This window comes from Type-E symbiont of Plautia stali (genome assembly GCF_059731115.1).
The window spans coordinates 78626-101857 of sequence record NZ_AP035906.1 but is presented as its reverse complement, the minus strand read 5'-3'; the positions used below and the strand labels follow the sequence as shown (position 1 = coordinate 101857).

The following is a 23232-nucleotide window of genomic DNA, read 5'->3' as shown; positions in this document are numbered from 1 at the left end:
AATCACACTCTGATGACTTTCCTGTGCTTTAACTTTCACTTTGCTCGCCTCGGACAACAACCACATTAAAGCAGTGGTATTATTTCGCTGCTATTCTCACACTATTAGTTGGGTCATTGTGAGCCTCGGCCCAACGCATCACAAAAAATTTTGCCCGTCATGCGGATTGTGGCAAGGCAGTAAACCCATTCAAGCCGGGAGCTTACACCAGTAAGCGACGGGAACGAATGGGCGCAGGCCACGCAGCGACAATACGCACGACGCAGGCAAATTGTAGCAATGTCGACTCAAGGATTAACCATGAACGTCAGCCGAAGAAAATTCTTCAAAATCTGTGCTGGCGGTATGGCAGGGACATCGGCAGCACTCCTCGGCTTCACGCCAGAGGTGGCGCTGGCGGAAACGCGACAGTATAAGCTGCTGCGTGCCCGCGAAACCCGTAACACCTGCACCTACTGCTCAGTGGGCTGTGGCTTGTTAATGTACAGCCTCGGTGACGGCGCGAAAAACGCCAAAGAGACCATTTTTCACATTGAAGGCGATCCGGATCATCCGGTGAGTCGTGGTGCATTGTGCCCCAAAGGCGCTGGCCTGCTGGATTTTGTCCACAGTGAAAGCCGCCTGCACTACCCCGAATACCGCGCGCCAGGCTCCGATAAATGGCAGCGCATCAGCTGGGACGATGCCTTTGACCGTATCGCGAAACTGCTGAAAGCCGACCGTGACGCCAACTTTATCGCGCAGAACGCCGCAGGTGTTACCGTCAACCGCTGGCTGTCATCAGGCATGCTGTGTGCTTCTGCCTCCAGCAATGAAACTGGCTACTTAACCCAGAAATTTACCCGATCGCTCGGCATGTTAGCGGTCGACAACCAGGCACGCGTTTGACACGGACCAACGGTAGCAAGTCTTGCTCCAACATTTGGTCGCGGTGCGATGACCAACCACTGGGTCGACATCCGTAATGCCAATCTGATCGTTGTGATGGGTGGCAACGCCGCTGAAGCGCATCCTGTGGGATTCCGCTGGGCGATGGAAGCCAAGATTCACAACAAAGCCAAATTGATTGTTATCGATCCTCGCTTCACGCGTACGGCATCGGTGGCAGACTTTTACACGCCGATCCGTTCCGGCACCGACATTGCTTTCCTGTCGGGCGTGCTGCTGTGGCTGCTGCAAAATGACAAAATCCAGCATGAATATGTGCAGGCGTACACCAACGCCAGCCTGATAGTGCGCGAAGACTATCATTTTGATGACGGCCTGTTCAGCGGCTACGACGAAGCCAATCGCAAGTATGACAAAACCAGCTGGAACTATGAGCTGGGCGATGACGGCTTTGCCAAACGTGATGACAGCCTGCAACATCCACGCTGTGTGTGGAATCTCCTCAAGCAACACGTCAGCCGCTACACGCCAGAAATGGTGTCACGCATCTGTGGCACGCCGAAAGAGGACTTCCTGCACGTCTGCGAGCTGATCGGTGAGACCAGCGCGCGCGATCGCACCACCTCATTCCTGTATGCGCTGGGCTGGACGCAACACTCGGTCGGTGCGCAAAATATCCGCACCATGGCGATGATCCAGCTGTTGCTCGGCAACATGGGCATGGCGGGCGGCGGGGTTAACGCCCTGCGCGGTCACTCCAACATTCAGGGGCTCACCGATCTCGGCCTGCTGTCGCAAAGTTTGCCAGGTTATATGACATTGCCGTCGGAGAAACAGACCGATCTGCAAACCTACCTCGCGGCCAACACGCCGAAACCGACGCTACCCGGCCAGGTGAACTACTGGGGTAACTACCCGAAATTCTTTGTCAGCATGATGAAGGCCTTCTTTGGCGACAAAGCGCAAGCAGAGAACAGCTGGGGATTCGACTGGTTACCGAAGTGGGACAAAGGCTACGACGTTTTGCAGTACTTCGAGATGATGTCGCAGGGCAAAGTGAATGGCTATCTTTGCCAGGGCTTTAACCCGGTGGCCTCATTCCCGAACAAACGCAAAGTGATCGATTCACTGTCGAAGCTGAAGTTCCTGGTGACCATCGACCCGCTCAACACCGAAACCTCGACCTTCTGGCAAAACCACGGTGAGTTTAACGATGTCGATCCGGCGAAGATTCAGACCGAAGTGTTCCGCCTGCCCTCCACCTGCTTCGCGGAAGAGAATGGCTCCATCGTTAACTCCGGTCGCTGGCTGCAGTGGCACTTCAAAGGTCAGGATGCACCCGGCGAAGCGCTGAATGACGGTGAAATCCTCTCCGGTATCTACAGCCGTCTGCGCAAAATGTACGCCAGTGAGGGCGGTGCCTTGCCCGAACAGGTGCTGAACATGACGTGGAACTACCAGACGCCTGATAACCCGGCTTCGGAAGAAGTGGCGATGGAGAGCAACGGCAAAGCGCTGGCGGATGTGTTCGATGACAAAGGCACGTTGCTGGTAAAAAAAGGCCAGCAGCTCAGTAGCTTTGCTCAGTTGAAAGATGACGGCAGCACCAGCAGCGGCTGCTGGATTTTTGCGGGCAGCTGGACGCCAGATGGCAACCAGATGGCGCGGCGTGATAACACCGATCCGAGTGGATTGGGCAATACGCTGAACTGGAGTTGGGCATGGCCGCTCAATCGTCGCATCCTCTACAACCGTGCATCGGCCGATCCACAGGGCAATCCGTGGGATCCGAAACGGCAAATCCTCAAGTGGGATGGCAGTAAATGGGGCGGCATGGATATTCCGGACTACAGCGCCGCCGCACCGGGTAGCAATGTGGGGCCGTTTATCATGCAGCCAGAAGGCATGGGCCGCCTGTTCGCGCTCGACAAAATGGCTGAAGGTCCGTTCCCGGAACACTACGAGCCGTTTGAAACGCCACTCGGCACGAATCCACTGCATCCGAACGTCATTTCGAACCCGGCAGCACGCGTGTTCAAAGACGATCTGGCGGCGATGGGTAAAGCCGAGCACTTCCCGTATGTCGGCACCACGTATCGTCTCACCGAGCATTTCCACTACTGGACCAAACATGCGTTACTCAATGCCATCGCGCAGCCGGAGCAGTTTGTGGAGATTGGTGAGAAGCTGGCCAACAAGCTGGGCATCGTGCAGGGCGATACGGTGAAAGTGAGCTCCAATCGCGGTTACATCAAAGCCAAAGCGGTGGTCACCAAACGCCTGCGCCCACTTGATGTGGATGGCAAAACCGTCGATACCGTCGGCATTCCGATTCACTGGGGCTATCAGGGCATTGCGAAGAAAGGCTTTATCGCCAATACCCTGACGCCGTTTGTCGGTGATGCCAACACGCAAACGCCCGAGTTTAAGGCGTTCCTGGTTAACGTTGAGAAGGTGTAGGAGAACGTAGATGGCTTATCAATCACAAGACATTATCCGCCGCTCCGCCACCAATGGTTTCACGCCTGCCCCGCAGGCGCGTAATCATCAGCAGGAGGTGGCGAAGCTGATCGACGTCACCACCTGCATCGGTTGCAAAGCCTGCCAGGTGGCGTGTTCAGAGTGGAACGACATCCGCGATGAGGTTGGGCATAACGTTGGGGTGTATGACAACCCAGCGGATCTGACCGCCAAATCCTGGACGGTGATGCGCTTCTCAGAAGTGGAGGAGAATGGCAAGTTAGAGTGGCTTATCCGCAAGGATGGGTGCATGCACTGCGCCGATCCTGGCTGCCTGAAAGCCTGTCCGTCCGAAGGTGCGATTATTCAGTACGCCAACGGCATCGTCGATTTTCAGTCCGAGCAGTGCATTGGCTGCGGCTACTGCATTGCCGGCTGTCCGTTCGACGTGCCGCGCCTGAATAAAGACGACAACCGCGTGTATAAATGCACGCTGTGCGTCGATCGTGTCAATGTGGGCCAGGAACCGGCGTGCGTGAAAACCTGCCCGACCGGCGCCATCCATTTTGGTAGCAAAACCGATATGCAGGCGCTGGCGGCAGAACGCGTGGCGGAGCTGAATACGCGCGGCTATGAGAATGCGGGCTTGTACGATCCGGAAGGCGTCGGCGGCACGCATGTCATGTACGTGCTGCATCATGCTGATAAACCACAGCTGTATCACGGTTTGCCAGAAAACCCGAGTATCAGTCCGGCAGTCACCTTCTGGAAAGGGATCTGGAAACCGCTGGCGGCGATCGGATTCGCCGCCACCTTCGCCGCCTCGGTATTCCACTATGTCGGCGTCGGGCCGAACCGGGTGGAAGAGGATGAGGACGAGAACCTGCACGAAAAAGAGGAGCGCGAATGATGAAAAAGCGCGATCGTCTGGTGCGCTACAGCGCACCGGAACGCATCAATCACTGGATTGTGGCGTTCTGTTTTGTTCTGGCAGCCCTGAGCGGGCTGGGTTTCTTCTTTCCCTCCTTTAACTGGCTGATGCACGTTTTGGGCACGCCACAACTGGCGCGCATCCTGCATCCCTTTGTCGGCGTGGTGATGTTTGCTGCTTTTTTGATCATGTTTTTGCGCTACTGGAAACAGAATCTGATCAATCGCGAAGACCTGATCTGGGCGAAAAACATCAATAAAATCGTACGCAATGAAGAGGTGGGTGATACCGGCAAATACAACTTCGGGCAGAAGTGTGTGTTCTGGGCTGCTATCATCAGCTTAGTCTTGCTGCTGGCGAGCGGAGTGGTTATCTGGCGTCCTTACTTTGCAGGTGCCTTTGCGATTCCGCTGATTCGCGCCGCTTTGGTGGTGCATTCGGTCTCAGCTGTGGCATTGATCGTGGTGATTATGGTGCACATTTATGCGGCCCTGTGGGTCAAAGGTACCATTACTGCCATGGTTGAGGGCTGGGTGCCGGCCGCGTGGGCGAAGAAACATCATCCACGCTGGTATCGTGAGCAGCGCCAACGCCAAACACAACAGGAAAAACGTCCCTGATGAGTATTCGCATTATCCCGCAGGACCAGCTGGAGAAAGGCGAAAAAAACACGGCGGAACAGGTTCCGCCGCTGCTTTTCCCTCGGCTGAAAAATCTGTACAGCCGCCGTGCAGCGCGTTTACGTGAGCTGGCAGCAAAGAATCCGCTGGGCGATTATCTGCGCTTTGCTGCAGTGATCGCGCAGGCGCAAGACATCGTGCTGTACGATCATCCGCTGCAACTCGATTTGCGCCAGCGTTTGGCCGAAAGCGCCGAACAGGGCAAGCCGCCGCTCGATATTCACACCTATCCCCGCGATGCCCACTGGCAGCGTCTGCTGCATTCGCTGATTGCCGAGCTGAAGCCCGAGATGAGCGGCCAGGCATTGGCGGTGCTGGAGAACCTGGAAAAAGCCTCCTCTTCCGAGCTGGAAGGCCTGGCCAGTGCGCTACTGGAGGGTGATTTTGCGCAGGTCAGCAGCGATAAAGCCCCGTTTATTTGGGCTGCGCTTTCGATCTATTGGGCGCAGATGGCAGCGCTGATCCCAGGCAAAGCCCGCGCAGAATACGGCGAGCATCGCCAGTTCTGCCCGGTGTGCGCCAGCGTGCCGGTCACCAGCGTGGTGCATATGGATGTGGGCCAGCAGGGGCTGCGTTATCTACACTGTAATCTGTGTGAAAGTGAATGGTATGTGGTGCGCAGTAAGTGCTCCAACTGCGAGCAAACGCGCGACCTGCACTATTGGTCACTCGACAGCGAAAGAGCCGCAGTGAAAGCCGAAAGCTGTGGTGACTGCGGCACCTATCTGAAGATGTTGTATCAGGAGAAGGATCCGGCGGTGGAACCGGTGGCCGATGACCTGGCCTCACTGGTGCTGGATGCGCGTATGGAGCAGGAAGGCTTTGCGCGCAGCAGCCTGAATCCATTTATGTTTCCTGGGGATTGAGCAAATTGCCGCTTTCCTAAGAACTGTCGCGGCACGATTTATCGCGCTGTTTTTGAGCCAGACAACAACGTGCAATAAATCGCGCCGCTACAATTTGTGTACCTATCTCTGTCGCAAAGGAAACACCTGATGAAACTGATTGGCAGCTACACCAGCCCTTTTGTCCGCAAAATTTCAGTGATCCTGTTGGAAAAAGGCCTGGTGTTCGAATTTGTTAACCAGTCGCCTTGGGTGGAAGACAGCCACGTGCCGCACTATAACCCGCTGGGCAAAGTGCCTGCACTGGTAGACGATAACCATCTCACCTGGTTTGATTCTTCGATTATCGCCCAGGTCATTGAGCTACGCGGTGACGCCCCTGCTCTGTTGCCGGATGACGCCCTGCTCGCTCTGCAGGTACGTCAGCTGGAAAAGCTCGCCGATGGCATCAACGATGCCGCCGTGATGATTGTGCGCGAACAGATGCGCCCCGGCGATCAACAATCCGAAGAAGTGCTAATGCGTAATCGCGAGAAAATTTTGCGTGGGTTGGATGCGCTGGAAACGGCGGCGGCCCAGGGTGAACTCTTGAACAGCGGTACGCTCAATCTGGCCGATATCGCCACTGGCTGCATGATTGGTTATCTCAACTTCCGCCGGGTGCTGCCTAACTGGTGCGTGAACCGCCCGGCATTGATCAAGCTGGCCGATACGTTGTTTGCGCGGGAGAGTTTTGCCCGCACCGTTCCGCCTTCCAGCTAAGCTAAGCCACCCGATGAAAACACTGTATTCACAACTGCCTGCTATCGACAGCCTGCTGCGCGATCCCGCGATGCAGCCGCTGCTGCTGCAGACGGGCACCGCGTTTACCACCCGCCAGCTGCGCGCCATGCAGCAAGAAGCACGCACGCATATTCAACATCATCAAACTTTACCCGGCTGGCATCTTAACTGGCCAGAGGAAGCGCAGCGCCGCGCGCAACAGCAGCAACAAAGCGCGCTGCGTCCGGTGTTCAATCTCACCGGCACGGTGCTGCACACCAACCTGGGCCGTGCGCAGTTAAGCGATAGCGCAATTGAGGCGGTCACAGCCTGTTTGCGCCAGCCGGTCACGCTGGAATATGCGCTGGATGATGCGTCACGTGGCCATCGCGATCGTGCGGTAAGTGCGCTGCTGTGTGAACTGACGGGGGCTGAAGCGGCCTGTATCGTGAACAACAATGCCGCCGCCGTGTTGCTGATGCTGGCAGCACTGGCGCCAGGTCGCGAAGTGATTGTCTCACGCGGTGAGCTGGTCGAAATCGGCGGCGCATTCCGCATTCCCGATGTGATGCGCCAGGCGGGCTGCCAGCTGGTTGAAGTCGGCACCACTAATCGTACCCATCTGAAAGATTATCGTGCTGGCATCAGCGACAACACCGGTTTGTTGATGAAGGTGCATACCAGCAACTACCAGATTCAGGGCTTCACCCATGCGGTAGCGGAAGCCGAGCTGGTGGCGTTGGCGGCGCAACATCAGCTGCCGGTGATCACTGATTTAGGCAGCGGTTCGCTTATCGACATGACCGCTTTTAATTTGCCCGCCGAGCCGATGCCGCAACAGCTGATTGCCGCCGGTGTGGATCTGGTGAGTTTTTCCGGCGATAAACTGCTGGGCGGCCCGCAAGCAGGGATTATTGTCGGCAAACAGGCGCTTATCGATCGGCTGCAACAGCATCCGCTCAAGCGAGCTTTGCGCGTGGATAAAATGACGCTGGCTGCGCTGGAAGCCACTTTGCAGCTTTATCGCCAACCGGAAACGTTGCGCGAAGCGCTGCCCACCCTGCGCTTGTTGACGCGATCGTCACACGAGATTTTGCAGCAGGCCGAACGGCTGATGCCTGCGCTGGAACACGCCTATGGCGCTGATTTTTCACTTAATATCGCCGCCTGCTCGTCGCAAATCGGCAGCGGTTCATTACCCGTTGAGCGCTTACCGAGTTTTGCCATCACGTTTAGCCCACGTGAATCTCACGGCAGCTCGCTGGATGCACTGGCACAACGCTGGCGTGCATTATCACAACCGGTGATTGGCCGCATCCAGGAAGGAAGACTGTGGCTGGATTTACGCTGCCTTGAAGATGAAGCGGCGCTGATACGGACCTTAACCACATGATTATCGCCACCGCTGGACACGTCGATCACGGTAAAACCGCACTGCTACAGGCGCTCACTGGTGTCGATGCCGATCGCCTGCCTGAGGAGAAACGGCGCGGCATGACCATCGATCTTGGCTATGCCTACTGGCCGCAACCGGATGGCCGCGTTGTGGGCTTTATCGATGTGCCAGGACACGAGAAATTCCTCGCCAATATGCTGGCGGGCATCGGCGGTATTCATCATGCACTGCTGGTGGTAGCGTGCGACGACGGTGTGATGCCGCAAACGCGTGAGCATCTGCAACTGCTAAGCCTGGTCGGGCAACCCCCGCTTAGCGTGGCGTTGACCAAAGCGGATCGCGTCGACGCCGTACGCATCGCCGAAGTGCAGCATCAGGTGGCGGAGTTGACGCAGCAACTGTGCTGGCTGGCAGTACCGCAATTTGTCACCAGCAGTACCACCCAGCAAGGCATCGACGCGCTGCGCCAGCACTTGAGTGAACTACGCGCACCGAATGTCGATATGGGTCGCCGCTTCCGCCTCGCCATTGACCGCGCGTTTACCCTCAAAGGCAGCGGATTAGTGGTCACCGGCACCGCCCTGGCGGGTGAAGTCAGCGTAGGTGATACGTTGTGGCTCAGCCGCCTCAATTTGCCCGTGCGCGTGCGTTCGCTGCATGCGCAGAATCAGTCGGTGACGCGTGCGCAGGCTGGAGAACGTATCGCGCTGAATATCGTCGGCGATGTGGAGAAAGACCAGATTGCGCGCGGTGACTGGCTGCTGGCACAACCGCAACCTTCGGGCACCCAGCGACTGATCGTGGCGCTGCGTTTGCTACAGCCGTTAAGAAATCCCTCGCAGCCGGTACATCTTCACCATGCCGCCAGTCATGTGACTGGCCGACTTAACCTGATTGCGGGCGAACTGGCGGAGCTGGTGCTCAACGAGCCGCTGTGGCTGGCGGAAAACGATCGGCTGATTATCCGCGACAGCAATGCACAACTCACGCTCGGTGGCGGACGGGTGCTGCTGCTGAACAGCAAGAAACGCGGCAAGCGCCATCCTGATTATCTTGACTGGCTGCAACAGCTGGCGGCGGCGGAAGCCGATGAAGAGAGTCTGCAGTCGCACCTGGCTCAGCAACCCATCGACATGGCCGAGCTGAGTTGGGCACGCCAGCTGAGTGACGATGCACTCAACAACCTGCTGGACAAGGTGGCGCCCGTGCGACTCGGCAGCGCCATCATGGCTGTGGAACAGGCCAATGACTGGCAGCAGCGACTGCTGGAAGCGCTCACCGCGTTTCATCAGCAGCACCCTGAAGTGCCGGGCATTGGTCGCGATCGCTTGCGTCGCGTGGCTCTCCCCCACCAGCCGCCGGAACAGGTTATCGCATTGATCGATCGGCTGCTTTCACAAGGCCAGTTGCAGCACCGGCAAGGCTGGTTGCATTTGCCGGATTTCGAACCGCGCTTCAATCACCAGGAAGAAGCACTGTGGCAGCAGGTTGGTCCGCTGTTTGGTGACCAGCCGCTATGGGTGCGCGATATCGCACTGGCCACCCAGCAAGATGAAGAAACCATTCGCAGCCTGCTGCTCTCCGCCGCGCGTCTCGGTCATATCACGGCGATCGTGCGCGATCGCTATTACCGCAGCGACCAGATCCAGATCTTCGCCGATCTGATTCGCCAGCGTGACGCCAACGGTGGCAGCACCAGCGCCGCCGATTTCCGCAATCAGCTCGGTACCGGGCGTAAAATCGCGGTACAGATTCTGGAATTCTTCGACCGCAGCGGTTTCACCCGCCGTCGTGGCAACGATCACCTGCTGCGCGATGCCCGCCTGTTCGACACCAGCACTTAATCCTTCGCGTTGCTTCGCAGTTGTCGCTGTAACTGCGCTGCAACGCCGATTCCGCATTGCTCAAAAATGTGCCAGGATGTAAGAATATTTCTTACATTGGGGCACGATGATGGCACGTACCATGACAATCGATTTAGGTGATGAACTGCGCGAGTTTGTTGAATCTCTGGTGGCTTCCGGTGATTACCGTACTCAAAGCGAGGTGGTGCGCGACTCGCTGCGTTTACTGCGGGAGAAGCAAGCGGCGTCGAAGCTGGAGGCGCTAAAAGAATTGGTAAGACAAGGATTCGAGAGCGGTCCGGGTAAAGAGTGGGACCATGAAGATTTTCTGAGACGAGCAAAAGCCAGGGTGGGCATTTATGAAAAGGAAGATCACGATAAAACCGGAAGCTGATGCCGATCTGATGAAAATCTGGATTTACGGATACTGGAATTTTGGGGAGCAGCTCGCAGATGCTTACAACCTTAAATTTTCCCAGCTCTTCGATAAAATTGCCCTCTTCGACTTAGGGCGAAAACGGCCTGATTTAGGTTATCAAATCTATTCACTTCCCTTCGGTCAGCACATTGTGATTTACCGTGCTGAGGTTGATGAGATCTTTATTGGGCGCATCTTGCACCACTCCCAGGAAGTCAGCGCCGAATTTTAAAAACAAAAAGGGACGATTTCTCGTCCCTTCGGTTCACTTCAACACATCGCTTACTGCAGCAGTGAAATATCCGCTACCTGCAGGAACAGTGCGCGCAGTTGCGCCAGTAGTGTCAGGCGGTTAATACGCACTTCCGCTTCATCGGCGTTAACCATCACGTTGTCGAAGAAGTTATCGACCGCTTCGCGCAGCTGCGCCAGTTCCACCAGCGCATCCTGATAACGGCCTTCCGCGAAGTACGGCTGCAGCTTGTCACCGAGCGCCGTCACGAAAGTCGCCAGCTGGATCTCGGCGTTCTCTTTCAGCAGCGATGCCTGCACGCTGTCGTTGAGGGTTTCGGTGGCTTTCGCCAGGATGTTGGACACACGCTTGTTGGCCGCAGCCAGCGACGATGCCGCTTCCAGCGTACGGAAGTGGGAAACCGCTTTCATGCGCGCATCGAAGTCCGCCGGGCGGGTTGGACGACGTGCCAGCACGGCCTGAATGGTGTCGACGCTGTGGCCCTCTTCCTGATACCAGGTACGGAAACGACCCAGCATGAAGTCGATCACTTCATCCACCACTTTGCCGTTGCTCAGCTTGCTGCCGTAGAGACGCACCGCTTCTTCGGTCAGCGTTTGCAGATCGAGTGGCAGGTTCTTCTCAACGATAATACGCAGCACGCCCAGCGCAGCACGGCGCAGTGCGAACGGGTCTTTATCGCCTTTTGGATGCTGACCAATGCCGAAGATGCCCGCAAGGGTATCCATCTTGTCGGCAATCGCGACAGCACAAGCCACGAGGTTCGATGGCAGTGCATCACCGGCAAAGCGCGGCTGATACTGCTCGTTCAGCGCCACCGCGACATCTTCGGCTTCGCCATCATGACGTGCATAGTGCATGCCCATCACGCCCTGCGTATCGGTGAACTCGAAGACCATGTTGGTCATCAGGTCACACTTCGACAGCAGGCCCGCGCGGGTGGCGTGGTTCACATCGGCACCAATCTGAGCGGCAATCCAGCCCGCCAGCGCCTGAATGCGGTCCGTTTTATCACGTAGCGTACCCAGCTCTTTCTGGAACAGTACGGTCTCGAGACGCGGCAGGTTATCTTCAAGACGCTTTTTACGGTCAGTGTTGAAGAAGAACTCGGCATCGGCCAGACGCGGGCGCACGACCTTTTCGTTACCGGAGATGATTTGCTGCGGGTCTTTGGATTCGATGTTGGTGACGAAGATAAAGTTTGGCAGCAATTTACCGTCAGCGGAGTACACCGGGAAGTACTTCTGGTCACCCTTCATGGTGTAAACCAGCGCTTCAGCAGGCACCGCGAGGAACTTCTCTTCGAATTTCGCGGTGAGCACCACTGGCCACTCCACCAGCGAGGCCACTTCTTCCAGCAAGCTGTCGCTCAGATCGGCGATACCGCCCAACTGCTGCGCCGCCGCTTCCGCATCCGCTTTGATTTTGGCTTTACGGGTCGCAAAATCAGCCACCACTTTGCCGCGCTCCAGCAGCAATTGCGGATACTGATCGGCGTTGTCGAGTGTGAACTCTGACTCGCCCATAAAGCGGTGGCCGCGAATCACGCGATCGGACTGAATACCGAGAATCGTCGCCGGGATCAGCTCATCGCCCAACAGCAGCGTCACAGTATGTACCGGACGGACAAACTGCACGTCGCTTGCGCCCCAGCGCATCAGTTTTGGAATCGGCAGCTTGCTTAGTGCGGTTGCCACCATCGCGGGCAGCAGTGCCTGAGCACTCTCGCCTTTCACTGAAGCGCGATGCACCAGCCATTCGCCTTTATCCGTGCTCAGACGCTCAGCCTGATCCACGGTGATGCCGTTACCGCGCGCCCAACCTTCGGCTGCTTTGGTGGCATTGCCATCGGCATCAAACGCAGCAGCAATCGCTGGGCCACGTTTTTCCACTTCACGATCGGTCTGCGCTGTGGCCAATTGGGCCACTTTCAGCGCCAGACGGCGTGGAGAGGCAAACCAGCTCACCTCGCCATGTGCTAAACCGGCGCTGTCCAGTTCTGCGGTAAAGTGCGCAGCAAAGGCTTCTGCCAGGCTACGCAGGGCTTTCGGAGGCAACTCTTCGGTGCCAATTTCCACCAGGAAAGTTTTATCGGTCATGGCTGCCTCTTACTTGTTTTTATTGCACATGGGGAAACCGAGCGCCTCACGAGACGCGTAATAGGCTTCCGCCACGGCTTTCGTCAGGGTGCGGATACGCAGGATATAGCGCTGACGCTCGGTTACCGAGATCGCCTTGCGTGCATCCAGCAGGTTAAAGCTGTGTGCCGCTTTCAGGATGCGCTCATAAGCTGGCAACGGCAGGGGTTTTTCCAGCGCCAGCAGCTGCTGCGCTTCTTTCTCGTACTGCTCGAAGCAGGAGAACAGGAAGTCCACATCCGCGTATTCAAAGTTGTAGGTCGACTGTTCGACTTCGTTCTGATGGAACACTTCACCGTAGGTGGTTTGGCCAAATGGGCCGTCGCTCCACACCAGATCGTAAACACTGTCGACGCCCTGGATATACATCGCCAGGCGCTCAAGTCCGTAAGTGATCTCACCCGTCACTGGCTTACACTCCATGCCGCCCACCTGCTGGAAGTAAGTGAACTGCGTCACTTCCATGCCGTTGAGCCACACTTCCCAACCCAGCCCCCAGGCACCCAGCGTAGGGTTTTCCCAGTTATCTTCCACGAAGCGAATATCGTGTACGGTCGGATCCAGGCCCAGCTCTTGCAGTGAACCCAGGTACAGCTCCTGCAGATTGTCCGGGTTAGGTTTGATCATCACCTGGAACTGATAGTAGTGCTGTAAACGGTTCGGGTTTTCACCGTAGCGACCATCGGTAGGACGGCGTGAAGGCTGCACATAGGCGGTAGCCATCGGCTCTGGGCCAATGGCGCGCAGGCAGGTCATTGGGTGTGAAGTGCCAGCGCCCACTTCCATGTCCAGCGGCTGGACGATGGTGCAGCCCTGACGCGCCCAGTAATCCTGCAAGGTCAGGATCAGGCCCTGAAAGGTCTTGGTATCAAACTTTTGCATGTTGAGTACGCGATAAGGGTCGATTAAAAAAGAGTGCGACAGTATACCCTTTGACCGCGGATTGTGCAGCCGGAAATCCTGGCGCGCCGGGGAGTGGTTTTGCCACGGTTTAACCGGCTGTAACCTTGCGATAAGAAAATCGTATACGATTCAATTCAACACCCCCTTGCGCGCGTCACACCCTCATTTAAACCTTAATTTTCATAAAATTAACCACGCTATAATCAAATCCTATTACGTGACAGACATCACCTTTTCGACCCGATGGTCAAAAATCGCGCATTGACACCTGTATAATCGTATACGAAATTGCGGTGAAACAGTTTTGCTTGGAATTTCACCATGAAGACCGCAATTGCTTATCCAGGAATGAACGCCAGTGACCGTCCAATGGGACCGGCTCCGCTTTCCGCCGCCGTACTGCACGAACCGATGCTGTTTATCTCCGGCCAGGTGGCGATTGACCCCTACAGCGGTGAAATCAAGGGCAATGACATCGCCAGCCAGACGCGCCAGGTGCTGAAAAACGTCGGCGATCTGTTGAGCGAAGCGCAGATGACCTTCGATAACGTGGTGCGCGTGACGATCTATCTCACCGACCTCAGCACCTTCAGTGAGATGAACGCGGCGTACAGCGAGTTCTTCCAGTTCCCGTTCCCGGCACGCGCCACCGTCGGCATTCAACTCAACCATCCTGACCTGCTGGTCGAGATGGAAGTCACGGCGATGCGCTGATGCATATTCATATCGAAAACGACGCCAGCGCCCCGCAGGCATTACATCTGACCATGCAGCATCTGCAACAGCAGTTGGATGCTCACCCGCAGCTGCGCGGTCACTTTACCCTGAGCGAAAACAGCCAGGCCGCGCATACCGCAGATTTCCTCGCCACCAGCGACATTTTGTGGAGCGGACGCAAGCTGGCGCTCGATACCTTCAGCGCACCACGTCTCGGCTGGGTGCAGGTGATGTCCGCCGGCGTCGAGCAGTGGCTGGCACATCTGCCGGAGGGCGTGACGCTGACCAATGCGTCCGGCGTGCACGGCGATAAAGGCGCCGAGTTCATTCTGATGGCGGCGTTGATGTTCAACTTTGGCATTCCGGGTTTTCTGCAGGATCAGGCTCAGCGCCTGTGGCGCCCCACCTTCGGCGGCTGCGCGCGTGGCAAAACGGTCTTGCTGCTCGGCGTCGGCGGTATCGGTGCCGCGGCGGCGAAACTGCTGACCGCGCAGGGCTACCGCGTGATTGGTGTGACGCGCAGCGGCCAGTGTGATGCCGACGTAGCGCGTTGTATTCGCATTGATGCGATGGACGATGCCCTGCCGCAGGTGGATGTCCTGGTCTCAACGCTGCCGCTCACGCCCCAGACAGACAAGTTGTTTGACCGTCGCCGTCTCGATCTGCTGCCTGCCCGCGCCGGCATCGTGATTGTCGGCCGTGCCGCCGTGTTCGACTACACCGCGATGCGCGAAAAACTGTGCGCCGGTGAACTGGCCGGTGCGGTTCTGGATGTTTATCCGCAAGAGCCGCTGCCAGTAGACGATGCGCTGTGGAGCACGCCGGGCGTGGTGATGACACCGCACTGCAGTCTGGACGATCACAGTGCCTACCTTGAGGGCTGCCTTGAGGTGTTTATCGATAACCTGGTGTGTTTCCGTAGCGGCCATCCGCTGCGCAACCAGGTTGATGTCGCAAGAGGTTATTGAAGTCGCAGTACCTATAAAAGCCGTAAAGACGTTCATAAAACACAAGGTCATCGCTTACACATTCACCAGCACCAGGGGAACCTTATTATGAAATTTGCACGCATCGCATTACTTATCTCTGGCATTACCGGCACGCTGTTAGCGGGCCTTTCCAGCGCCCATGCCGCCAGCACCGACCCGATTACGCCAACCGCCAGCGACTTCGCGGCGATGGCGCAGTGCAAGGCGCTGCAGACCAAATACCCGTCACTCAAAGGCAAAGATCTGGTGGTAGGCCTGGGTGGCTACACCAAAGGCTTCGAAGCCCCTTCCGAAAAAGACCCAAGTATCATTGAAGGTCTCGATCCATCGCTATTCGAACGTATCAGCAGCTGCCTTGGGGCGAAACACAGTTATCAGACCGGTTCGTTCAACGTGCTGCTGACCTCCATTTCCAGCGGTCGTGCCGATATCGGCCCAATGCTGTACGTCACCGATGAGCGCCTGAAGCAGATCGCTTTTGTCGCTTCCATGCAGGTGCAGGATGGCTCGATTCTGGCGAAGGGCAATCCAAAGAAAATCACCACCGTGGATGACCTGTGCGGCAAAACCGTGGCCGCCGCTGCCGGTTCTTACGAAGCCAACAAGCTGGTGCCTGAGCAGAGTGCCAAATGCACCGCCGCCGGTAAGCCAGAAGTCAGCATGTTGATGGTACAGAACACCGACAACAGCATCCAGGCAGTGAAAAGCGGTCGCGCCGACATCTATCTGACCGAAGCCGGTTCCGCCATCGCTATTGCCAAAGCTGACAAAACGCTGGAAAGCGGTTTCACCGTTGACCTGCCGATCATGGTCGGCTTCCCCATCGCCAAAGACAACACCACGCTGCGCAGTGCAGTGATGGATGCCATGAAGGTGATTCAGGAGAGCGGTGCGCAGAAGAAATTGCTGGATTACTGGGGTCAGGGCAGCGCCGCTGAACGCCCGGTTGTTGCACGTGGTTAATGCATAAACTCAGTCGGATCAATTGGGTTGCTGCATCACGGGCAACCCAGGCGATCGCATTGAGGGAGATAACGCCTTGGATGATTTTCTTAAGTACCTGACCTTCCCTTACCTGTGGGAAGGGGCCGTCATCGCTGTTCAGCTGCTGGTAGGCGCATTAGCGGGCGGCATCCTGATTGGCTTTTTCCTGGCGTTGGCCAGCACCTCAAAGCACTGGTTTATCCGCGTGCCGGTGAAAACCTATATCTATCTGCTGCGCGGCACGCCGGTGCTGCTGCAGCTGATTTTGCTCTACAACGTGCTGCCAGAATTCGGCCTGCGTTTTAGCCCGTTCACCAGCGCCCTGCTGGCGTTGATGATCAACGAAACCGCCTTCTGCGCCGAGATCATTCGCGGCGGCATTATGGCCACCGATCGCGATCAGAGTATGGCAGCGCAGGCCTTTGGCTATTCGCGCACCAAAGAGATGATCCACGTGGTGATCCCGCAAGCGCTGCGCGCCATTCTGCCGACCATGGGCAATGAAACCGTCGGCCTGCTGAAATCTACCTCGCTGGCATCGGTCGTAGGCGTGAATGAGCTAACAATGCGCGGCCAGGCCATCGTGTCGCAGAACTTCCTGTTCATTCCGGTACTGGTGGCTTCGGGCGGTATTTACCTGATTCTCTCTACGCTGCTGGCGGGTGGTCAGTGGTGGCTGGAGAAGTTCTATAACCTCGACGAACGTGCCCGCCGTGCCCGTGCGCGCCTGGCAAAACTGCCGCCAGAAGCGGACGTGATGTCGATGCAGTTGCCGAAACGTCGCTGGGATACGCAAACCGCCGCGCCGGTGCTGGAAGTGGACAACCTGTGCGTCGAATACGCCGGTAAAGCGGTACTGAAATCCCTGTCGCTGACTGTACGCCGTGGCGAAGTCGTGGTGCTGCTCGGTCGTTCCGGCTCCGGTAAAAGTACCCTACTGAAATCGATTCTGGCGCTGACGCCACGCAGTAGCGGCACCATTCAGACCGAAGGCCACTTTATGGGCAGCGATGAAAACGGCCGCCCACTGGCTGCCCGCCATCTGCCGGCTAACCGCGCCAAATCCGGCATCGGTATCGTGTTCCAGCACTTCGCGCTGTTCGATCACCTCACCGCGCTGGAAAACGTGATGAGTATTCTGCTACGGGTGCAGGGTGCCCAACCCGAAATCGCCCGCGCTAAAGCAATGCGTGCCCTGAAGATGGTGGGATTGCAGGATTTCGCCGCCTCGCTGCCGCATGAGCTATCAGGCGGGCAGAAACAGCGTGTCGGCATCGCCCGTGCGCTGGCAGCAGAACCGCAAATCCTGCTGTTCGATGAGCCGACCTCGGCGCTCGACCCTGAGCTGGTGCGTGAAGTGAACCAGACCATGCGCAGCCTGGCGCAAACCGGCATCACCATGATTATCAGTACCCATGACATTGCCTTCGCGGCGGGCGTGGCCGATCGCGTGGTGTTCCTGCAGAACGGGGCGCTGATTGAAGAAGGGCCACCGGCGATTTTGCAGAATCCGAAAACGCCGGCTTTTGCCACCTTCCTCGAACATGAAAATGCCACGGAGGCCCAGCATGCCAATGCATGATCTTGCGGCGCGTGAACGTCTTGGCGATGCGCTGTTCCGCTATATGCAAGGCCAGCCAGCCGATGCGCTCGCTGACGAACCGGATGCTAACCAGCAGGCGCTGCGCCGTTTTCGCTTGCTGCCGCGTGTACTGCAGGGCAATGAGGCGATCAGCACCCAGATCACCATCCTCAATCAAAGCTGGTCTGCTCCGCTCGGCGTCGGTGCCTTTGCGGGTGATCGCATCTTCCATGAAGAGGGATTGCTGCCGATTGCCCGCGCCTGCAAACGTCTGCAACTGCCGCTGGTGATCTCCGAAGAGACGGTCACGCCGCTGGAACAGATTGGCGCGGAGTACGATCGCTGCTGGTTTCAGCTACGCGCGGCAGGTGATGTTGGGCGTATCAAAGATTTGATCGATCAGGCTGCAGAAGCCGGATTCAAAAATATCGTTCTCACCGTGCTGGCACCGGTGCATCCGGTGCCGGGATTACAGCCAGGCGGCTTCTCAATTGGTGAAGCGCTCAAACAGCGCGGCTGGCACACCGTCGGCGGCACGCAACCGGGCGTTGAGCCCTTGCCGGCCTTTCCGGTGTGGCGCTGGCAGGAAATTGTCGAGGTGGCCGCACACTGCGCTGCGCGTCAACTGCCGCTGTGGCTAAAAGGCATTTTGCATCATGACGATGCGGCACCGGCGGCACAGCACGGTGTGAGCGGCATCATCGCCTCGAATATTGGCCTGCGCCAAAGCGCGCGCTGGGCTACACCGGTCGATCAGCTCGCCGATTTACAGGCGGTCACTCGTCTGCCGCTGCTGCTGGATGGCGGCGTGCGCTGCGGCAGCGATACTGTGGTGGCACGTTGCCTCGGCGCCTCGCTGTCACTCAGCGTGCGACCGATCATCAGCGCCCTGGTAGCAGGTGGCGAAAGCGCGGTGTTCGATCTGCTCTCCGGCTGGATCAATGAAATCACCGCCATTAGCCACTGGTGCGGCGTCAGCGACATGGCTGCGCTCAACGGCAGTTTTGTTACGGAGGTGCGTGGCTGATGCAGACGTTAATCTTCAATCAGGGCGATGCCAGCGAATCCCGCATCTATTACTGCGCCCACTATCTGGCCGACAGCCTCGGCTTGTTCGCCGCCGAGCAGTTGCAAGTCACCTTCACCACCAGCGCATCGGGCGGGCACACCGTGCAGGGCGGACAAGTGCCTGCGGTGCTCAACCGCGAAGCGGACCTCACGTTGGGCGGACCGATGGTGGTGATGAAGCATTACCAGCAGCACGGCGCTGAATTGCAGTGCTTTTGCGCCTCGGTCGCCGCTAATCCGTGGTTTCTGGCGGCAGCAAAGACTCAGCCCGATTTTCAGCTGAATGATTTGCGCGGCAGGCGCGTGCTGGATGTCGGTAATGTCGGCACCGCCACACTGACCTTCCGCTGGCTACTGTCCCAGAATGGTTTGCTGGATAAGGTGGAGCTGATTGCCGGTAGCGGCGATCAGGCCAGCGATTTCGCGGCTGTGGCTAGCGGTGAAGCTGATTACGCGCTGCACGCCATGCATATGCTGGCACCAGCGATTGCCGCCGGGCAATTAAGCAGCATCAGCAGCCTCGCCTCACTGTGTGGCAATGTGCCGTGGAGCGCCTATATCGCACGCGCCGATGTCCTCACTGAGAAAGCCGCTGCCTTTGCTGCCTTCTCACGCGCCATCAAACAGGCACTGGCGTGGATCGCCACCCATGACGCCGAAACACTGGCGGCGAGCGTGCAACGCTATTACCCCGATTATCCACTTGATGCGCTGGTCACCGGTTTAGCCGCTTATCAGCAAGCCCATGTCTTCGCACCCAACGGCCTGATTCCGGCAGATGAATTTAACCTCTTCAGCCAACTGCTGGGCGACATCGGCTGGCTGGATCCTTCTCAACCCGTGCCCTATCACGCACTGGTGACGCAAGCAGGAGCAGAGTGATGAAACAATTAATTATCAACGGCCTGGTGGTGACAGAAACCCGCGCCGCGCCCGCCGATGTGCTGATTGAGAATGGCAAAATCAGCGGCCTGCTGATGCCGGGTGCCCTCACTGACGGCGTCGATGAGATCATTGATGCGCAGGGTTTAATCATTGTACCCGGCGCGATTGATGTGCACACCCATTTCACCGGTTCGCACGATTTCCCTGAACAGGAGCTGCGCGAAGGCACGCGCGGTGCCGCTGCGCATGGCGTCACCACCATTGTTGAGATGCCGCACTCGCTACCTCCCGCCACCAGCCTCGCTAACTTCACCGCCAAGCAGCGCTGGCTGGCGGACAACTGCTCGGTGGATTACGCCATGTGGGCCGGACTGGATGGCCGCAACGTGCACGAGTTAGCGGCGCTGGATCAGGCGGGCGCACTGGCGTTCAAAGCGTTCCTGTGTAGCGGCGCGCCCAATGGTGAAGCCACCAACGAGAAAGGCTTACCGCGCCTCGACGATGATGGCTTGCTGCGTGCGATGCGTGAACTGGCCACCTTTGACGGTTTGATTGGCGTCCACGCTGAGAATCACGACATTCTGATCGGTGCCGGCAGCGAACTGCGCCGCGCTGGACGCAAAGATACTCGCGCGCATGCGCTGGCCGGGCCAGAAATCGCCGAAATCGAAGCCGTGGGTCGCGTTTTGGCGGTGGCGGAAGAGACCGGCGCACGCTGCCACATCGTGCACGTCAGCTCCGCGCGCGCTGCCGAAACCATCGTCGCCGCCAAAAGTAAGGTGCGCGCCAGCTTCGAAACCTGTCCGCACTATCTGATTCTGGATGAAGACGATCTGGTACGCATCGGTCCGAATGCGCGCTGTGGCCCGCCGATTCGCCCACGTCCGGTGGTGGATGCGCTGTGGCAGGTGCTACTGCGCGGCGATGTCGACATGATTGCCTCTGACCACTGCCCCTATACCCCGTCACAGAAACAAGCCGGTGAAGCCAGCATCTGGGACGCCGGTATGGGGCTAACCGGTGTTGAGACATTAAGTCCGATGTTCTTCAGCGCAGCGCATATCGATCGTGGTCTGGCCCTTACGGAATTTGCCCGCATGACCGCCAGCGGCCCGGCTAAAGCCTTCCAGCTGTGGGGCAAAAAAGGCGCTATTGCACCCGGCTTCGATGCCGATTTGGTGTTTATCGATGCGCAGCAGAGCTGGATCGTGGAGGGGGAAAAATTCCAGGGACTCGGCAAGTGGAGCGCATTTGAAGGGATGCGCTGTCAGGGTAAAGTGGTGCGCACACTTATTCGTGGTGTCACGGTATTCCAGGATGACCAGATGCAGGTTGAACCCGGCTTTGGTCAGTTCGTGACCCGGCAGGTATAAACAGGACAATCACCATGGCAGGAAAATCATCCACCCCAAGCCGTAAAAGCAGCGCACCGCTGGCGCAGGAAGCCGCTTCAGACGGCAACTGGCAAGCTGCGCGTCCGCGCACGCTGGTCGATCACGCCGTCGATGCGATTCTCAGCGCCGCCTCGCGCGGATTGATTTTACCCGGCGACCGTATTGCCGAACCGGATCTGGTGGCAAAACTCGGCATGAGCCGCGTGCCGATCCGTGAAGCGCTGCGCATTCTTGAAAGCCAGGGCATCGTCACCAGCGAGCCGTATAAAGGCATCCGTTTGATGGAGATTTCCCATCAGCGGCTGGAGCAGATTATTGATGTGCGCATCCCACTGGAAACATTGGCCTGTCGCCGTGCGATTGAAGCCGGACGCAACGGCGCTGAACAGCTCACTCTGCTGTATCAGGGCGTGGCACAGATGCAAACCATGATGCAAAACGATGATGTGTATGGCTTTGCCTCGGCGGACACCGATTTCCATCGCACGCTGTGCAGCTTCGCCCACAACCCGGTATTGAGCAATTTGTGGGAGTCAATTGCGCGCCAGCTGACGGTGATTTTTGGCCTCTCCACCATGGGCAAATCGATGAGCGACATCATTGAAGAGCACCAGCGACTGATCAACGTGTTCGCCGAGGGCGATATCGCGCAGATGACCGATGAAATTGAAAACCACATCCGCATTCAGGCACTGGATGTGGATTACGAGACCTTGATTACGCAGCGCCGGCAGCAGCGTTCCGCTGTGGGCTGATGCTTTATTGATTGCCTTTACACCAGGAAAACCACGATGAAGATCACCAACGTTGAAGCGTTTTATCTGCGTCTGCCGGTTATTGAGCAGCGCACCGATAGCTCGCAGGATGCACTGCTTATCAAAATCACCACCGATGCGGGCATCACCGGTTGGGGTGAAGTGGATGGCAGCCCGTATGTCACCAAAGCCATTATCGAAGCACCCTATTCGCACACTATGGTCACCGGACTGAAATCGCTGCTAATCGGCGAGAACCCGCTGGAGACCGGCCGCCTGTGGAAGAAGATGCACAAAGCCACCATCTATTACGGACGCAGCGGTGCCGTGCTGCAGGCGATGGCGGGCATTGATATCGCCCTGTGGGACATCAAAGGCAAAGCGCTGGGCAAACCGATTGTTGAACTGCTGGGCGGTGCGATGCGCGACAAGATGCGCGTTTACTCCTCCAACATGTTCCAGTACAGCGTCGAAGAGACGGTGGCGCGCGCGCAGCACGCCATCGACACCGGCCACACTGGCGTGAAGTTTGGCTGGGAGCCGTTTGGCACCGATGAAGCGCTGGATCTGCGCTATCTGGAAGCGTTGCGCACCGCGATGGGCGACAGCGTGGATCTGATGCTGGATGTCGGCCACGTCTGGGATGCGAAGACCACTGTGCGCCGCAGCCAGCGCTATGAACATCTCAACCTGTTCTGGATCGAAGAGCCGCTGCACCCGGATAACTACGCCGGTTACGGCCAGGTGTCTGCCGCCTGCCAGCAGCACATCGCCGCCGGTGAGCAAGAGTGTTCGGTGGTTGGCTTCCAGCGCCTGATTGATGAAGGCGGTATCGATATCGTGCAGATCGATCTGACACGCACCGGCTTTACCCAGGCGATGGAGATCGCCAGCTACGCGCACAGCCGTGGCCGTAAAGTGTGTAACCATAACTTCACCACCGATATCAACACCGCCGCCTCGCTGCATTTCCTGTGTGCGATTGAGAACGCGCTGGTGATGGAATATTGCGTGGAGCCAGGTGAGATCAGTCGCTCGCTGGCGAAAAATCCGGTGCGCATCGCCGACGGTTACGCCTGGTTGCCGAGTGAGCCAGGTCTGGGCGTAGAGCCGAACGAAGCGGTAATCGAGAAGTTCCTCGTCCGCGATTAAGCCACCGCCAGGCAAACACCGGATGCGTGATTAATCCATTGTTCAGCACACACTCGGTTGCGGCGCGATTTATCGCCTGAGGCTCATCCGTTTTATTCGCCAAAGCGGCCACGGTTAAACGTGGTCGCTTTATTCGTTTGGGTGAGAATGCCTGCGTGCAGGCCAGAGCACCACGGCTATTGCCGGGC

At 57.6% G+C, this 23232-nt stretch carries 20 protein-coding genes; 18 read left to right on the top strand and 2 right to left on the bottom strand.

The window, feature by feature from the left end:
* The first annotated feature begins 300 nt into the window (after positions 1-300).
* The 9 genes from fdnG (at position 301) to AC6I8L_RS00445 (ending at position 10456) form a co-directional block, all read left to right on the top strand.
* Positions 301-3348, top strand: a complete 3048-nt coding sequence (fdnG, locus tag AC6I8L_RS00485) for a formate dehydrogenase-N subunit alpha (RefSeq protein WP_479401301.1) — start codon at positions 301-303, stop codon at positions 3346-3348.
* Between the two features lie 10 nt (positions 3349-3358).
* The gene (gene fdxH / locus AC6I8L_RS00480; protein ID WP_058961125.1) at positions 3359-4258 is read left to right on the top strand and encodes a formate dehydrogenase subunit beta; all 900 of its coding nucleotides are present in this window, start codon (positions 3359-3361) and stop codon (positions 4256-4258) included.
* Complete coding sequence (gene fdoI, locus AC6I8L_RS00475; protein WP_034827952.1) at positions 4258-4899, top strand: formate dehydrogenase cytochrome b556 subunit; 642 nt, start codon at positions 4258-4260, stop codon at positions 4897-4899. The genes fdxH and fdoI overlap by 1 nt, the downstream gene beginning before the upstream one ends.
* Positions 4899-5825, top strand: a complete 927-nt coding sequence (fdhE, locus tag AC6I8L_RS00470) for a formate dehydrogenase accessory protein FdhE (protein ID WP_034827709.1) — start codon at positions 4899-4901, stop codon at positions 5823-5825. Before fdoI ends, fdhE begins: the two co-directional genes overlap by 1 nt.
* 129 nt (positions 5826-5954) lie before the next feature.
* Positions 5955-6566 carry a glutathione S-transferase gene (locus AC6I8L_RS00465; protein WP_034827706.1) on the top strand — a complete coding sequence of 204 codons (612 nt, stop codon included), beginning with the start codon at positions 5955-5957 and terminating at the stop codon, positions 6564-6566.
* Between the two features lie 13 nt (positions 6567-6579).
* Complete coding sequence (selA, locus tag AC6I8L_RS00460) at positions 6580-7959, top strand: L-seryl-tRNA(Sec) selenium transferase (RefSeq protein ID WP_058961127.1); 1380 nt, start codon at positions 6580-6582, stop codon at positions 7957-7959.
* Positions 7956-9806: a selenocysteine-specific translation elongation factor gene (gene selB / locus AC6I8L_RS00455; protein ID WP_058961128.1), complete on the top strand. Its 1851-nt coding sequence runs from the start codon at positions 7956-7958 to the stop codon at positions 9804-9806. The genes selA and selB overlap by 4 nt, the downstream gene beginning before the upstream one ends.
* A 109-nt stretch (positions 9807-9915) precedes the next feature.
* Entirely contained in the window at positions 9916-10200 is a 285-nt protein-coding gene (locus tag AC6I8L_RS00450; protein ID WP_058961180.1) for a type II toxin-antitoxin system ParD family antitoxin, read from the top strand.
* The gene (locus AC6I8L_RS00445) at positions 10166-10456 is read left to right on the top strand and encodes a type II toxin-antitoxin system RelE/ParE family toxin (protein ID WP_058961130.1); all 291 of its coding nucleotides are present in this window, start codon (positions 10166-10168) and stop codon (positions 10454-10456) included. Before AC6I8L_RS00450 ends, AC6I8L_RS00445 begins: the two co-directional genes overlap by 35 nt.
* 50 nt (positions 10457-10506) lie before the next feature.
* On the opposite strand, the gene glyS is transcribed toward AC6I8L_RS00445, so the two are convergent.
* Together glyS and glyQ are read right to left on the bottom strand one after the other, a co-directional pair.
* A complete protein-coding gene (gene glyS, locus AC6I8L_RS00440; RefSeq protein ID WP_058961131.1) occupies positions 10507-12576 on the bottom strand; it encodes a glycine--tRNA ligase subunit beta in 2070 nt (689 codons plus the stop codon).
* Positions 12577-12585: 9 nt separating this feature from the next.
* The gene (glyQ, locus tag AC6I8L_RS00435; RefSeq protein WP_034827699.1) at positions 12586-13497 is read right to left on the bottom strand and encodes a glycine--tRNA ligase subunit alpha; all 912 of its coding nucleotides are present in this window, start codon (positions 13495-13497) and stop codon (positions 12586-12588) included.
* Between the two features lie 342 nt (positions 13498-13839).
* Here glyQ and AC6I8L_RS00430 point away from each other — a divergent pair, with 342 nt between their 5' ends.
* From AC6I8L_RS00430 to AC6I8L_RS00390, 9 genes are all read left to right on the top strand, one after another.
* The gene (locus AC6I8L_RS00430) at positions 13840-14232 is read left to right on the top strand and encodes a RidA family protein (protein ID WP_038643895.1); all 393 of its coding nucleotides are present in this window, start codon (positions 13840-13842) and stop codon (positions 14230-14232) included.
* The gene (locus tag AC6I8L_RS00425; protein WP_058961133.1) at positions 14232-15203 is read left to right on the top strand and encodes a D-2-hydroxyacid dehydrogenase; all 972 of its coding nucleotides are present in this window, start codon (positions 14232-14234) and stop codon (positions 15201-15203) included. The genes AC6I8L_RS00430 and AC6I8L_RS00425 overlap by 1 nt, the downstream gene beginning before the upstream one ends.
* An 87-nt stretch (positions 15204-15290) precedes the next feature.
* On the top strand, positions 15291-16187 hold the full coding sequence (locus AC6I8L_RS00420) for a transporter substrate-binding domain-containing protein (RefSeq protein ID WP_034827693.1): 897 nt from the start codon (positions 15291-15293) through the stop codon (positions 16185-16187).
* 76 nt (positions 16188-16263) lie between these two features.
* Complete coding sequence (locus tag AC6I8L_RS00415; protein WP_058961135.1) at positions 16264-17790, top strand: amino acid ABC transporter permease/ATP-binding protein; 1527 nt, start codon at positions 16264-16266, stop codon at positions 17788-17790.
* Positions 17777-18817: an alpha-hydroxy acid oxidase gene (locus AC6I8L_RS00410; RefSeq protein WP_082678131.1), complete on the top strand. Its 1041-nt coding sequence runs from the start codon at positions 17777-17779 to the stop codon at positions 18815-18817. Before AC6I8L_RS00415 ends, AC6I8L_RS00410 begins: the two co-directional genes overlap by 14 nt.
* Positions 18817-19740: an ABC transporter substrate-binding protein gene (locus AC6I8L_RS00405; protein WP_058961138.1), complete on the top strand. Its 924-nt coding sequence runs from the start codon at positions 18817-18819 to the stop codon at positions 19738-19740. Before AC6I8L_RS00410 ends, AC6I8L_RS00405 begins: the two co-directional genes overlap by 1 nt.
* Entirely contained in the window at positions 19740-21116 is a 1377-nt protein-coding gene (locus AC6I8L_RS00400) for a dihydroorotase (protein ID WP_058961140.1), read from the top strand. Before AC6I8L_RS00405 ends, AC6I8L_RS00400 begins: the two co-directional genes overlap by 1 nt.
* A gap of 14 nt (positions 21117-21130) precedes the next feature.
* Entirely contained in the window at positions 21131-21892 is a 762-nt protein-coding gene (locus tag AC6I8L_RS00395) for a GntR family transcriptional regulator (protein WP_034829940.1), read from the top strand.
* 36 nt (positions 21893-21928) lie between these two features.
* On the top strand, positions 21929-23044 hold the full coding sequence (locus AC6I8L_RS00390; protein WP_058961141.1) for a mandelate racemase/muconate lactonizing enzyme family protein: 1116 nt from the start codon (positions 21929-21931) through the stop codon (positions 23042-23044).
* Positions 23045-23232 lie beyond the last annotated feature (188 nt).